Genomic DNA, 13,386 nt, shown 5'->3' on the forward strand with positions numbered 1-13,386 from the left:
CTCTGCGAGTCTAGGCCGGGGGTCTGACAGTCGATCTCGATATGACGTTTCCGCAGCTCAGCGAGTAGTCCCGGGCAGTACGAGGGCGGCGGCGAAAAGGACGACCCCGCGGTGCTCGACCGCGGGGTCGTCCGGCTTCTCCGGTCTCCGAGTGCGCGGTGCGGAACGGGCTCAGACGGGCTGCGCGTCCTGCCGCTTCGGCGGCTTCTCGTCCAGCGGTGGCGCCGACGTGGGTACGGACGACACCTTGGGCCGCGTGCTGAGATCGGGCGTCGTGAGGTCGGCGGTGGGCGCAGCGGGCAGGTCGGCGGCGGGCTGGTCGGCGGCGGCCGCGACGGGCTGGTCGGCGGGAGGCGACGGGGCCGCCTGCACGGCTCCCGAGACCGCCTGCACGGCCTGGACCGCCTCGGCCGGTGTGGCACGTTCGAGGAAACGCAGCAGTTCGACGGGGAAGGGCAGGACGAGTGTCGAGTTCTTCTCGGCGGCGACCGCCACGACCGTCTGCAACAGCCGCAGCTGAAGCGCGGCGGGCTGGCCGGACATCTGCTTGGCCGCCTCGGCGAGTTTCTTCGACGCCTGCAGCTCCGCGTCCGCGTTGATCACCCGGGCGCGGCGCTCACGGTCGGCCTCGGCCTGGCGCGCCATCGACCGCTTCATGGTCTCCGGCAGCGACACATCCTTGATCTCGACGCGGTCGATCTGCACGCCCCAGCCGATCGCCGGGCTGTCGATCATCAGCTCCAGGCCCTGATTCAGCTTCTCCCGGTTGGACAGCAGATCATCCAGATCGCTCTTGCCGATGATCGACCGCAGAGACGTCTGCGCCATCTGCGACACCGCGAACCGGTAGTCCTCGACCCGGATCAGCGCCTCCGCCGCGTCGACCACCTTGAAATAGATCACGGCGTCCACGCGCACGGTCACGTTGTCCCGCGTGATGCCGTCCTGGGCCGGCACCGGCATCGTCACGATCTGCATATTGACTTTGTGCAACTTGTCCACGAACGGAAGGATTGTGGTGAATCCGGGTCCTCGGATTCCTTCCTGCAGCCTTCCGAGGCGGAAGACCACGCCTCGTTCGTACTGCCTGACGACCCGCGCGGCAGCCATCGCGTACAGCCCGCACGCGCATACCGCCGCGATGACGGCAATGACCAGTTCCTCGACCATCTTGGGCCCCCTGACGACGCCGGACCGAGGTGCTAATAACCACGGTATGCCTTGTATGACCGGCGGTCGAGAAGTGCGCGTCGGGGAATTACCGGCCCGTAGCCGCAGGACCGCATAGCCCGGCCGGCCGCACATCGGGTGCCGCCGTCCCGGGGATCCGGCAGTGTGACCAGCAGGCTCACCCGTACCCACCACCCCCACCGGCACCCCTGGCACCCGCACCCCTGCCACCCGCATTCATCCCCGTGGCCGAGCACTCCGCACAGACGAGGACCCGCTCATGTCCGTGACCCATCACCGGCGCCTCGGCATCGCTGCCGGGGCCGCGTTCCTGACCGTCACCGTCGCCGGTTGCTCCGGTCTCGGCCGGAACGCCGTGGGGACCGTCGCGTACGACACCCCGCGCGGTCGGCATATCCAGATCTCCAACCCCTTGGTCACGGGCTGCCACCGCCTCGCGCCCGGCGGCGCCGTCGCGGTCACGAACCGCACCCTGGTCGACTTCGTGATGTACGGGACGCCCGACTGCACGGGCAGGGGCACGACGTACCTCGCCACCACGCTGTCCGATGTGATCGCCCCCGGCGAAGGACCGTGGCGCAGCTACACGATCGTGCACTGACGTCGGACGTCGGACGCCGGGCGTCGGGCACCAGGCGCCGGGTGCCGGGTGCCGGGTGCCGGGTGCGCCGGGCCCCAGAAGGGGTCAAAAGCCGCATACCCGGGTAGGGGGCCCGTGGGGGCGTATGGGAGGTGGAGGTGGAGAGTCATGCGCACCGGGAGTGAGCCTGTCACCGCGCGCAGTCCGCTGCGGACACGGTTCTGGCTGAGCGTATGGGGTCTGATCTGGACCGCCTTCGGAACGACGGCGTTCGCGATCACCGGGCGCTTCGGGTGGGCACTCGCCTGCGGCGTGCTGCTGCTGATCGTCGTAGCGAATCTGGTTCTGGTCCTGCGGCACCTCAGGCAGGGGTCGCGTTATCAGCCGGGGAGGGACGTCCCTCCGTACGAGCCGGGGCGCCATGGCTCGGATCCGGATCGCGAGCGGAGTCTCGACCATGATCTCGGCAGTCGGGTCCGCGAGTGGATGCGTGAGCCGGACCCCGCGCAGCGCGGTGGCCGATTCCGGCATCACGACGCGCACGGTCATCATCCATGACCGGTCCACGACGGTCAGTCGTCGGCGCGGCGAGGGTCAGTCGTCGGCGCCGCGACGGTCAGTCGTCGGCGCGCGGCTCCGCGTCGAACTGGGCCGCCTTCACATACTCCGGCTTGGGGTCCAGCGCCGCCGCCAGCCTGAAGTGGCGTTTCGCCTGCTCGGGGCGTCCTGAGCGCTCATAGGTGCGGGCCAGCGCGAAATGGGCGAACGCGTTGTCCGGCTCCCGCTCCAGCACCAGCTCGAATTCGAGCTCCGCGGGCCGCAGTTGAGCGGCGGCGAAGAACGCACGGGCGCGCAGCAGCCGGGCCGCGGTGTTCTCCGGATGGGCCGCGATCACCGAGTCGAGCAGCTTCACGGCCCCGCGCGGATCCCGCGCGGCGAGGAGCTGCTCCGCCGCGCGATAGTCGATGACGTGGGTTTCCGGACTCTCGGGCACGGTCGCATCCTTCCCTAGCTGCGCGCGTTCAACGCCGCGTATGACGACGCTATTCCTCATATCGGCCCGCGCCGACGGTCAGCTCCCGGTCGCAGCGCGTTCCCTCAGCGTCTGCCATACCCGTCTGACCTGCGGTTCCAGCCGCTCCAGTGGACCGTCGTTATCGATCACGACATCCGCGGCGGCGCGGCGCCGCTCGCGGGTGGCCTGGGCCGCCATGCGCTTGCGGGCCTCGGATTCGGCCATTCCCCGCAGCCGTACGAGCCGGTCGAGCTGGGTCTCCGGCGAGGCGTCCACGACCACGACCAGGTCGTACAGCGCCGTCATGCCGTTCTCGACAAGCAGCGGCACATCGTGCACCACGATCGAGTCCGGTCCCGCCGCCGTCTCCAGTTCGGCCGAGCGCGCGCGGACCAGTGGGTGCACGATCGCGTTCAGCGCCCGCAGCCGGTCCGGATCGCCGAAGACGATTCCGCCGAGTTTCGGCCGGTCGAGACCGCCGTCCGGCGTCAGTACCTCCGGTCCGAATTCGGCCACCACGGCCGCGAGACCGGGCGTCCCCGGCTCCACCACTTCGCGCGCGATCCGGTCGGAGTCGATCAACACCGCTCCGTAACTGGTCAGCAGGCGCGAGACCTCGCTCTTTCCCGCACCGATTCCGCCCGTGAGTCCCAACCTCAGCATGCGGCCAGCCTAGACGTGCCCCGTACTCCAACAGCGGGCGGCCGTACGGCTCCCGGGGGAGTCCGTACGGCCGCCGCGGCCCCTGACCGGACAGGACCTACGCGCCGCCCTCGCCTTCCCGCTCCGCGAGGAACTTCTCGAACTCGCGGCCGATCTCATCGGCGGACGGCAGTTCCGCCGGCTCGGCGACCAGATTGCCGCGGGTCTCCGCGCCCGCGATCGCGTCGTACTGGTGCTCAAGCCCCTGCACCATCGTGACCAGTTCTTCGTCCCCCTCGCCCAACTGCCGCTCGATCTCGGTCTGGGTGCGCTGCGCCTCCGTACGGAGCGAGTGCGCGACGCTCGGCAGCACCAGGCCGGTCGCGGCCGTGATCGCCTCCAGGGCGGTCAGCGCCGCGTCGGGGTACGAGGACCTGGCGACATAGTGCGGTACGTGCGCGGCGACCCCGAGTACGTCGTGGTCCGCCTGCATCAGCCGGTACTCGACCAGCGACTCGGCGCTGCCCGGTACCTGCGCCTCGTCGAAGGGGCTGCGGTGGCCGGGCATGAGGTCGGTGCGGTTGCCGTGCGGGGTCACACCCACGGGGCGGGTGTGCGGAACGCCCATCGGGATGCCGTGGAAGTTGACCGAAAGACGCACCCCAAGGCGCTCGACGATCTGCCGTACGGCCATCGCGAAGCGCTCCCACTCCACATCCGGTTCGGGCCCGGACAGCAGCAGGAACGGCGCGCCGGTGGCGTCCTGTACGAGCCGTACGTCGAGAGTCGGCGTCTCGTAGTCGGCCCAGCGGTCGCGCCGGAAGGTCAGCAGCGGGCGCCGTGCGCGGTAGTCGACCAGCCTGTCGTGGTCGAAACGGGCCACCACCTGGTGGGGCAGCGACTCCAGCAGGTTCTCGACGATCTGGTCGCCGGTCTCACCCGCGTCGATATAGCCGTCGAAGTGGTACAGCATGACCAAGCCCGCCGACTCCTGCGCCAGTGCCATGTCGACGACGGCGAGGCCTTTGGGCTCCCATTCGTACAAACCCTGCGGATCAAGCACGATTACCGCTCCTCCTCGTGTTCATAACGAAGAACGCCCCACAGGGCGCGGGCATTCCCCGTCCTCCGTGGAACTAACCCCCGCGATGTGACGCTCACGCGCGGGACGTGTCGGTGGTCTTGGCGGAGCAACTCGGAAACACAGCCGCACACATCGGCCTCAACGGTCCCGGGAGCGCACGGGGCCGGTCAGCCCGGCCCTTCTCGTTCGTCACGCCTGCGCTCTCGTCACAGCGCCTGCGCTCTCGTCGCAGCGCACTCACTCGCGTTCACGTTCGTGAGCGACCGACGGGGACGCCGGTTCATGGCAGCAGTCCATCGCGACCGCCAACCGCGGCGCCCGGGCCGGTATTGGTCCAGACCTTGACATGCCCAGGGCGCGTCCCTACCGTCACGGGGCAGCAGTCAAGTTCACGGACGCGACCATCGTCCATATAAGAGAACAGAGCCGCCAGGACTCGGACCTCAACGGGAAGGCTCCCCCCATGCGCATCCGCACGCTGCTTCCTGCTCTGCTGACCCCCCTGCTCGCCGCCCCGACCGCCGGGGCCGCCCCCACCGGCGCCGCCGCGGTCATTCAGGTGTCGACCGCCGCCCAGCTCAAGTCGGCCCTCACCGCGGCACGTCCCGGCGATACGATCCAGCTCGCCGACGGTACGTACCAGGGGAACTTCAAGGCGACGACACCCGGCACATCCGGCTCTCGCATCACTCTCACCGGTTCGTCCGCCGCGATCCTCACCACCGGCGGCGGGGGCTACGGCCTGCACCTCAACGGGGCCGCGTACTGGACCGTCAAGGGACTCACCGTCACCGACGCGCAGAAGGGCATCGTGACGGACGGGGCCAACGGGGTCGTCATCGACTCCGTGACCGTGCACAACCTGGACATGGAGGGCGTGCACTTCCGCCAGTCCAGCAGCGACGGCGTCCTGAAGAACTCGCGGATCTACGACACCGGCAACGACGGCCGGGGCATGGGCGAGGGCGTGTACGTCGGCAGCGCCAACACCCTGTCCGACCGCAGCGACAACGCGCAGATCCTCAACAACACCATCGGCCCTGACGTCGGCGGCGAGAACATCGACATCAAGGAAGGCACCACCGGCGCGCGCGTCATCGGCAACACCTTCGACGGCGACGGCCTCACCGGCGCCAACTACGACGACTCCTGGGTGGACGTCAAGGGCAACAACGTCCTTGTCGAGGGCAACACCGGCAAGAACACCAGCAACAACGGCTATGAGACGCACACCCAGCAGAGCGGCTGGGGCTGCGGGACCGTCTTCCGCTCCAACACCTCGGATCTGCGCGGCTCCTCGGGCGCCAACCAGCTCGCCATCAATGTCACCAACAACAGTTCGAGCTGCCGTACCACCGTCTACGGCAGCAACTCCGTGACCGGTGGCAAGGGCCTGACCAACATCACCGTCACCCCCTGATCCAGGTCACCCCCTGATCCAGGTCACCTCCACGCACGAGTCCACGCACAGACGAGTCCACGCACGCGTAAGGCCCGCTCCCCCGAGGGGGAACGGGCCTTACGTTCAGCTACCTACGAACGGGACCGGAGCGTCAGCTCTGGCCACCGGCCAGCTTCTCGCGAAGGGCGGCCAGCGCCTCGTCCGACGCCAGGGCGCCGGAGTTGTCCGCGGACTCCGAGGAGTACGAGCCACCACCGGAGGCGGCCGGAGCGCTGCCCCCGCCGGCGGGCGCGGCAGCACCCTCGGCAGCGGCGGCCTCGTCGGCCTCGCGGGACTTGATGACCTGGGCCTGGTGCTGCTCGAAGCGCTGCTGCGCCTCGGCGTACTGGCCCTCCCACGCCTCACGCTGGGTCTCGAAGCCTTCGAGCCAGTCGTTGGTCTCGGGGTCGAAGCCCTCGGGGTAGATGTAGTTGCCCTGGTCGTCGTAGGACGCGGCCATGCCGTAGAGCGTCGGGTCGAACTCGACCGAGGCCGGGTCGCTGCCGAAGGACTCGTTGGCCTGCTTCAGCGAGAGGCTGATGCGGCGGCGCTCCAGGTCGATGTCGATGACCTTGACGAAGATCTCGTCGTTGACCTGGACGACCTGCTCCGGGATCTCCACGTGGCGCTCGGCCAGCTCGGAGATGTGCACCAGACCCTCGATGCCCTCGTCGACACGGACGAACGCGCCGAACGGAACGAGCTTGGTGACCTTGCCCGGGACGACCTGACCGATCTGGTGCGTCCTGGCGAACTGCTGCCACGGGTCTTCCTGCGTCGCCTTGAGCGACAGGGAGACACGCTCGCGGTCCATGTCCACGTCGAGGACCTCGACGGTGACTTCCTGGCCGACCTCGACAACCTCGGAGGGGTGGTCGATGTGCTTCCAGGACAGCTCGGAGACGTGCACGAGACCGTCGACGCCGCCGAGGTCCACGAACGCGCCGAAGTTGACGATCGAGGAAACGACGCCGGAGCGGACCTGGCCCTTCTGCAGGGTCGTGAGGAAGGTCTGGCGGACCTCGCTCTGGGTCTGCTCCAGCCAGGCACGGCGGGACAGGACCACGTTGTTGCGGTTCTTGTCCAGCTCGATGATCTTGGCTTCGAGCTCCTTGCCCACGTAGGGCTGGAGGTCACGGACGCGGCGCATCTCGACGAGGGAGGCCGGCAGGAAGCCACGGAGGCCGATGTCGAGGATGAGACCACCCTTGACGACCTCGATGACGGTGCCGGTGACGATGCCGTCCTCTTCCTTGATCTTCTCGATCGTGCCCCAGGCGCGCTCGTACTGCGCACGCTTCTTGGACAGGATGAGACGGCCTTCCTTGTCCTCCTTCTGGAGAACCAGGGCCTCGATCTCATCGCCCACGGCGACGACCTCGTTGGGGTCGACGTCGTGCTTGATCGAAAGCTCGCGGGAGGGGATGACGCCTTCGGTCTTGTAACCGATGTCGAGCAGGACCTCGTCCCGGTCGACCTTCACGATGACGCCGTCGACGATGTCGCCGTCGTTGAAGTACTTGATCGTCTCGTCGATCGCGGCGAGGAAGGCTTCCTCGTTACCGATGTCGTTGACCGCAACCTGCGGGGTGGTGGCGGTGGTCTCGGTGCTGCTCGTCATGTGGGAAAGGGCTCCGGTGCGGACAGTGAGTCGTAGGTACTGCTACGCCGAGAGCCTGTATCGCCTCTGCAGAAGCCGGACAGCCAAGGAAGCGCCGGCCCCGGACAGTAGGGAAAGCGCCTCGACAACCGAGGGAACTTACATACAGATGCGAGCGCGGCTGCTACGTCTGAGGCGCGCAAGCCCGCAGCGCAACCTTTAGCATACGGGGGCAGCCGGGCACGGTCAATGCGCGAACGCCCCCACCGGGGGCGGAAACTCTCATACCCGGCACAACCAGCGTTCCATGTGGCCAGAACGGCCCATGCCGACTCCTCGCACACTACGACGACGGACACGATGATCCAAGAGCACGAACCCCGAACCGTTCGCGAAATCGCGGACGGGACCGTTCTCCAGGGCGCCACCGGCGGGCCCGTAGCCGAGCCCGCGACGGAACCCGGAACGGAGCCCGGAACGGAACCCGAGGCGACACGCCGCGACAGCGGGACCACGAAGAGCAGCCGGGCCAACCGCGGCTGGTGGGACCGGAACGCGGACGACTACCAGATCGAGCACGGCACCTTCCTCGGCGACGACCGTTTCGTCTGGTGCCCCGAAGGTCTCGACGAGGTGGAGGCCGGCCTGCTGGGACCCCAGGAGTCCCTGCGGGGGCTGGACATCCTGGAGATCGGGGCGGGCGCGGCGCAGTGCTCGCGCTGGCTGGCGGCGCAGGGCGCGCGCCCGGTGGCGCTGGACCTCTCCCACCGCCAGCTCCAGCACGCGCTGCGGATCGGCGAGGGCCGTTCGCTGAGCTTCCCGCTCGTGGAGGCGGACGCGGGAGCGCTGCCCTTCCGGGACGGCTCCTTCGATCTGGCCTGCTCCGCCTATGGCGCCATTCCCTTCGTCGCCGATCCGGTGGGGGTGTTCCGCGAGGTACGGCGCGTGCTGCGGCCGGGCGGACGCTGGGTCTTCTCCGTCACGCACCCGGTCCGCTGGGCGTTCCCCGACGAGCCGGGGCCCGAGGGCCTGTCGGCCACGGCCTCGTACTTCGACCGCACGCCGTACGTGGAGCAGGACGAGGAGGGCCGCGCGGTCTATGTGGAGCACCACAGGACGGTCGGTGACCGGGTCCGGGACGTGGTGGCCGCCGGCTTCCGGCTGGTCGATCTGGTGGAGCCGGAGTGGCCGGCCTGGAACACCCAGGAGTGGGGCGGCTGGTCCCCGCTGCGCGGGAACCTGATCCCGGGCACGGCGATCTTCGTCTGCGTACGGGACTGACCCGGGTACGGGACCGAGCGGGGGCCGCGTACGGGACCGAGCGGGGCCGTACGGGGTCGTCCGCGCGTAGGACCCCGTACGACACTGTGCGGGTGATCCGCGACGACATCCTCGGCAGTCTGCCCGTACATACCGCCGTCCCCGCCCTGGAGCGGGCCCTCGACGAGCACGGGTGCGCGGTGCTGTGCGCGCCGCCGGGGACCGGCAAGACGACGCTGGTTCCGCTGGTGCTGGCCGGGCTCGTCGGGGACGGCTCCGCGCCACGACCGGTACGGCGGGTGATCGTCGCCGAGCCGCGCCGGATCGCCGCGCGTGCGGCGGCCCGCCGGATGGCCTGGCTGCTCGGGGAGCGGGTCGGGGAGCGCGTCGGGTTCACGGTGCGCGGGGAGCGCGCGGTGGGGCGCGCGACGGTGGTGGAGGTGGTGACCACCGGGGTGCTGCTCCAGCGGCTCCAGCGCGACCAGGAGCTGGCCGGGGTCGATGTGGTGATCCTCGACGAGTGCCATGAACGGCATCTTGACGCGGACACCGTGGCGGCGTTCCTGCTGGACGTACGGGCCGCGCTGCGGCCGGAGCTGCGGCTCGTCGCGGCGTCGGCGACGACCGACGCGGCCGGATGGGCGCGGCTGCTGGGGGACGCGCCGGTGGTGGAGGCGCGGGGCGTGTCGTATCCGGTGGAGGTGGTCTGGGCGCCGCCCGTCGGGCCCGTACGGCCGCCGCACGGGATGCGGGTCGATCCGGCGCTGCTCACACATGTGGCGTCGGTGGTCCGGCGTGCCCTGGCCGAACGGGACGGCGATGTGCTCTGCTTCCTGCCCGGCGTGGGGGAGATCGGCCGGGTGGCGGGGCTGCTGGGGGATGCCGGGGCCGAGGTCCTTCAGGTGCACGGGCGGGCGCCGGCCGCCGTGCAGGACGCGGTCCTGGCGGGCTCGGCGGGATCGGGCTCGGCGGGATCGGCGGGCGGCCGTCGCGTCGTACTGGCCACGGCGGTGGCCGAGTCGAGCCTGACGGTGCCGGGCGTACGGATCGTCGTGGACGCGGGGCTGGCGCGCGAGCCGCGTACCGACCACGCGCGGGGGCTGAGCGCGCTCGCGACCGTACGGGTGTCGCAGGCGGGCGCGCGGCAGCGGGCGGGCCGGGCCGGGCGTGAGGCGCCCGGCCCGGTCTACCGCTGCTGGACGGAGGCCGAGGACACCCGGCTGGCCCGCTTCCCCTCCCCCGAGATCAAGGTCGCGGATCTGGCGGCGTTCGCGCTCCAGGTCGCGTGCTGGGGCGACCCGTCCGCGGCGGGCCTGGCGCTCCTGGACCCACCGCCCGCCGGGGCCCTGGCGGCGGCGCGGTCCGTACTGGCCGCGATCGGCGCGGTGGAAGGGGACGGGGACGGGGGCGGGGGCGGTGGCGGGGACGGGCGGGTCACGGAGCGGGGCGTACGGATGGCCAGGCTCGGGCTGCACCCCCGGCTGGCCCGCGCTCTGCTGGACGGCGCGCCCGAGGTGGGCACGCGGCGGGCGGCCGAGGTGGTGGCCCTGCTGAGCGAGGAGCCGCCGCGCGCGTACGGGGACGATCTCGCGGCGGCGTGGCGTACGGCCCGCCGGGGCGAGGACGGCTACGCGGCGCGCTGGCGCCAGGAGGTACGGCGGCTGGAGCGTGCACCGGAGCTGCCCGCGTCCGGCGGAGGCCGGGGTACCGGAGGCCGGGGTGCCGGGTCCGATGACGCCGTCGCCGGGCTGATCGCCGCGCTCGCCTTTCCCGAGCGCGTGGCGCGGGCCCGCGGTGAGGGCGCCTGTCTCATGGTGTCGGGCACCGGCGGCGAGCTGGGCGAGGGCTCCCGGCTGCGCGGCGCGCCCTGGCTGGCGGTGGCGGTCGCGGACCGTCCCGCCTCGGCCGCTTCCGCGCGGGTTCGGCTCGCCGCGGTCATCGACGAGGACACCGCGCGGGCCGCGGCCGGCCGGCTGCTGGTGGCGGGCGAGGAGGTGCGCTGGGAGGACGGCGATGTCGTCGCCAGGGAGGTGGAACGGCTCGGCGCGGTCGAGCTGTCCGTACGTGCCCTGCGGGCACCGGACGGCCGGCTGGTGCGTGCGGCGCTGCTGGACGGGCTGCGGCGCGAGGGGCTGGGGCTGCTGCGCTGGACGCCGGACGCGCAGGCCCTGCGCGACCGACTGGACTTTCTGCACCGGGAGTTGGGCGGCGGCTGGCCCGATGTCTCGGACGCCGCGCTGCTGGCACGCGCGGACGCGTGGCTGGAGCCGGAGCTCTCCAGGGCCCGGCGCCGGTCGGATCTCGGCCGGCTGGAGGCGGGACAGGCGCTGCGCCGGCTGCTGCCCTGGACGACGGGCGAGGCGGCGCGGCTGGACGAGCTGGCGCCGGAGCGGATCGAGGTGCCGAGCGGTTCGCGGGTACGGGTGGAGTACGGCGGGCCGCAGCCCGTACTGGCCGTGAAGCTCCAGGAGTTGTTCGGTCTGCGCGAGACTCCGGAGGTCGCGGGGGTGCCGGTGCTGGTGCATCTGCTGTCCCCGGCGGGCCGGCCGGCGGCGGTGACGGCGGATCTGGCGTCCTTCTGGCGCGAGGGCTATCGCGCGGTACGGGCGGAGCTGCGGGGCCGCTACCCGCGCCATCCGTGGCCGGAGGACCCCTCGACGGCGGTGCCTACGCGCCGTCTGAACCAGAGGCGTTGAGCGCGGACGCGCCGCCGCCCCCCCCCCCGGCGGATCGCGCGGAGGGCGGCGGCGTTCGGTGCCTCTGAGGCGGCGCCTCCTACGGGGTGTCCGCCGGCGGAGCGGTGACCTTCAGCTCGACGGTCAGCGTCGCGCCGCCCTCGGTCTCGATACGGAGCAGGAAGGTGCCTGTCGTGTCATCCGCGTAGATCTTCGGGAGCTGGAGGGCGCCGTCGGCGTCCGTCTTCAGATCCGTCAGCTCACGGATCGGATTGCCGTCCGCGTCCTTGAAGTAGGGCCCGTCGGCGCGCGGGGCTGAGCCGCCCGCGGCCGTGATCATGGTGGCGGTCGCCGCGACACCCGGCGCGGCCGCTCCCTCGTATGTGGCCTTGACCGAGACCTGGTCCTCGAACTCCGTGCCGGGCGCGGCCGTCAGCTCCTTGTCGCCGGTACTGGTGAGTCCGTCCGCCTGGCGGGCCGTGACCGACGCGGTGTACTCGACGCCCGCGACGTTCTTGACGTCCGCGGTGGCCCGGATCGTGAACTCGCCGGTCTGCTCGCCCGCCTCGACGGGCGGGGCGCTCGCCATGCCGTCCTCGTCGGTGATGAGGGTCAGCGCCGACTTGCCGGCCGTGAAGCGGGCGTCGATGTCGCCGACGATCTCGAACCGCACCGGGACGTCCGCGACGGGCTCACCGGCCGCGTCCACGGCGCGTACCGAAGCCCGCTCCGTGAACTGGCTGCCCGCCATGGCCGTGAGCGTGCCCGTACCGGTCTTCTCGATCCGCTTGACGACGGGCTTCGGGGTGGGCGGGGTGGGGTCCGGGGAAGGGGGGGTAGAGCCTCCGCCGCCCGGCTTGGACGGGCCGGTGCCGGGGGTGGACGGGGTGTTGGGCTTGGGCGGCTTCGTCGAGTCGGGGCTGGGCGTCGGGGTCGGGCTGGGTGAGGGGCCCGGGTCGGCGGGGCCGGTGCCGACGGGCAGCACGCCCGTACCGTCCGGGACCTCGTGCGTGCCCTTGTTGTAGTACTCCAACCAGCTCAGGACGGTGTTCAGATACTCCTGCGAGCGGTTGTAGCTGAGGATCGCCTGCCGGAGATCGGCGTCGACCGAGAGATCGCGGTTCGCGTGGCAGAGGTATTCCCCCGCCGCGAGCGCCGCGTCGTAGATGTTGTTGGGGTCCTTGCGGCCGTCGCCGTTGGCGTCCCGGCCCCAGGTGGCCCAGGTGGACGGGATGAACTGCATCGGGCCGACCGCGCGGTCGTGTGTGGAGTCGCCGTCGTACGCGCCGTCGTCGGTGTCGGAGATGTTCGCGAAGCCGACGCCGTTGAGCACCGGGCCGAGGATCGGCGACAGCGTGGTGCCATTGGCGTCCACCCGGCCGCCGCGCGCCTGGCCGGACTCGACCTTCCCGATGGCGGCGAGCAGTTGCCACGGCAGGTTGCAGCCGGGCTTGGTCTCCGCGAGGGACTGCTCCGCCTGCTTGTAGGCGGCCAGCACCGAGGCCGGTATGCCCGCTTCCGCCGGGCCTGTGCTGATGGCCGGCAGGTCGATCGAGGTGCCGGGCTTGTCGGGCGTGGTGAGCGGCGGAAGCTCGGTGTAGTACGGGGAGTCGCCGGTGGCCGACGAGTCGCCGGGCGGATTCGCGTCGGCAGCCGACCGGGCTCCACCCGCACTCGCGTCGGAGGGGATGGCGCCCGGTGCCTGGGAAGCGGAGAGGGCCGCGATCGCGGCGGCGGCCACCGCGGTGGTGGTCGCTCCTCTGCGCAGGCGCCTGCCGAATAGCGCGGACATATGTCTGGCCCCTCCCGTGGACGGCTGTTCGCGCTCCCCGCGCGAGGACTCAGGCGACCCTATGTCAACTCCTGGCCCCAGCACACTGGTCACTGACCGCTTTTCA

10 protein-coding genes and 1 pseudogene are annotated in these 13,386 nt (G+C 71.1%); 5 read left to right on the forward strand and 6 right to left on the reverse strand.

Going from position 1 to position 13,386, the window contains the following annotated elements; translation table 11 throughout:
- Positions 1–171: 171 nt before the first annotated feature.
- Entirely contained in the window at positions 172–1,170 is a 999-nt protein-coding gene (locus ACFRMN_RS16960) for a slipin family protein (protein WP_383019770.1), read from the reverse strand.
- Positions 1,171–1,450: 280 nt separating this feature from the next.
- Between ACFRMN_RS16960 and ACFRMN_RS16965 the strand changes: the two genes are divergently transcribed.
- Positions 1,451–1,792 carry a hypothetical protein gene (locus tag ACFRMN_RS16965; protein ID WP_383019772.1) on the forward strand — a complete coding sequence of 114 codons (342 nt, stop codon included), beginning with the start codon at positions 1,451–1,453 and terminating at the stop codon, positions 1,790–1,792.
- Between the two features lie 147 nt (positions 1,793–1,939).
- Entirely contained in the window at positions 1,940–2,329 is a 390-nt protein-coding gene (locus ACFRMN_RS16970; RefSeq protein WP_383019774.1) for a DUF6343 family protein, read from the forward strand.
- A 58-nt stretch (positions 2,330–2,387) separates the two neighbouring features.
- Here the strand turns inward: ACFRMN_RS16970 and ACFRMN_RS16975 are convergent, their stop codons facing one another.
- From ACFRMN_RS16975 to ACFRMN_RS16985, 3 genes are all read right to left on the reverse strand, one after another.
- A complete protein-coding gene (locus ACFRMN_RS16975) occupies positions 2,388–2,765 on the reverse strand; it encodes a tetratricopeptide repeat protein (protein ID WP_365742160.1) in 378 nt (125 codons plus the stop codon).
- 78 nt (positions 2,766–2,843) lie between these two features.
- A complete protein-coding gene (gene coaE, locus ACFRMN_RS16980; protein WP_383019777.1) occupies positions 2,844–3,449 on the reverse strand; it encodes a dephospho-CoA kinase in 606 nt (201 codons plus the stop codon).
- Between the two features lie 97 nt (positions 3,450–3,546).
- Positions 3,547–4,491 carry a PAC2 family protein gene (locus ACFRMN_RS16985; RefSeq protein ID WP_383019780.1) on the reverse strand — a complete coding sequence of 315 codons (945 nt, stop codon included), beginning with the start codon at positions 4,489–4,491 and terminating at the stop codon, positions 3,547–3,549.
- A 484-nt stretch (positions 4,492–4,975) separates the two neighbouring features.
- Here ACFRMN_RS16985 and ACFRMN_RS16990 point away from each other — a divergent pair, with 484 nt between their 5' ends.
- Positions 4,976–5,932, forward strand: coding sequence for a sheath polysaccharide-degrading enzyme (locus ACFRMN_RS16990; RefSeq protein ID WP_383019783.1), 957 nt, complete (start codon positions 4,976–4,978; stop codon positions 5,930–5,932).
- A gap of 133 nt (positions 5,933–6,065) precedes the next feature.
- Here the strand turns inward: ACFRMN_RS16990 and rpsA are convergent, their stop codons facing one another.
- Positions 6,066–7,574 carry a 30S ribosomal protein S1 gene (rpsA, locus tag ACFRMN_RS16995; protein ID WP_030353622.1) on the reverse strand — a complete coding sequence of 503 codons (1,509 nt, stop codon included), beginning with the start codon at positions 7,572–7,574 and terminating at the stop codon, positions 6,066–6,068.
- A gap of 456 nt (positions 7,575–8,030) precedes the next feature.
- On the opposite strand from rpsA, the pseudogene ACFRMN_RS17000 reads away from it, so the two are divergent.
- Positions 8,031–8,834, forward strand: a pseudogene (locus tag ACFRMN_RS17000) (class I SAM-dependent methyltransferase); the annotation flags it as partial.
- 92 nt (positions 8,835–8,926) lie between these two features.
- The gene (gene hrpB, locus ACFRMN_RS17005) at positions 8,927–11,509 is read left to right on the forward strand and encodes an ATP-dependent helicase HrpB (RefSeq protein ID WP_383019785.1); all 2,583 of its coding nucleotides are present in this window, start codon (positions 8,927–8,929) and stop codon (positions 11,507–11,509) included.
- Between the two features lie 79 nt (positions 11,510–11,588).
- On the opposite strand, the gene ACFRMN_RS17010 is transcribed toward hrpB, so the two are convergent.
- Positions 11,589–13,280: a lytic transglycosylase domain-containing protein gene (locus tag ACFRMN_RS17010; protein ID WP_383019787.1), complete on the reverse strand. Its 1,692-nt coding sequence runs from the start codon at positions 13,278–13,280 to the stop codon at positions 11,589–11,591.
- Positions 13,281–13,386 lie beyond the last annotated feature (106 nt).

Source organism: Streptomyces sp. NPDC056835 (assembly GCF_042789485.1).
Classification (GTDB): domain Bacteria; phylum Actinomycetota; class Actinomycetes; order Streptomycetales; family Streptomycetaceae; genus Streptomyces.

Coding starts and splice junctions, on each gene's coding strand:
- rpsA (WP_030353622.1), bottom strand. CDS start 7,574: ATGACGAGCAGCACCGAGACCACCGCCACCACCCCGCAGGTTGCGGTC.
- ACFRMN_RS17010 (WP_383019787.1), bottom strand. CDS start 13,280: ATGTCCGCGCTATTCGGCAGGCGCCTGCGCAGAGGAGCGACCACCACC.
- ACFRMN_RS16960 (WP_383019770.1), bottom strand. CDS start 1,170: ATGGTCGAGGAACTGGTCATTGCCGTCATCGCGGCGGTATGCGCGTGC.
- coaE (WP_383019777.1), bottom strand. CDS start 3,449: ATGCTGAGGTTGGGACTCACGGGCGGAATCGGTGCGGGAAAGAGCGAG.
- ACFRMN_RS16990 (WP_383019783.1), top strand. CDS start 4,976: ATGCGCATCCGCACGCTGCTTCCTGCTCTGCTGACCCCCCTGCTCGCC.
- ACFRMN_RS16965 (WP_383019772.1), top strand. CDS start 1,451: ATGTCCGTGACCCATCACCGGCGCCTCGGCATCGCTGCCGGGGCCGCG.
- ACFRMN_RS16970 (WP_383019774.1), top strand. CDS start 1,940: ATGCGCACCGGGAGTGAGCCTGTCACCGCGCGCAGTCCGCTGCGGACA.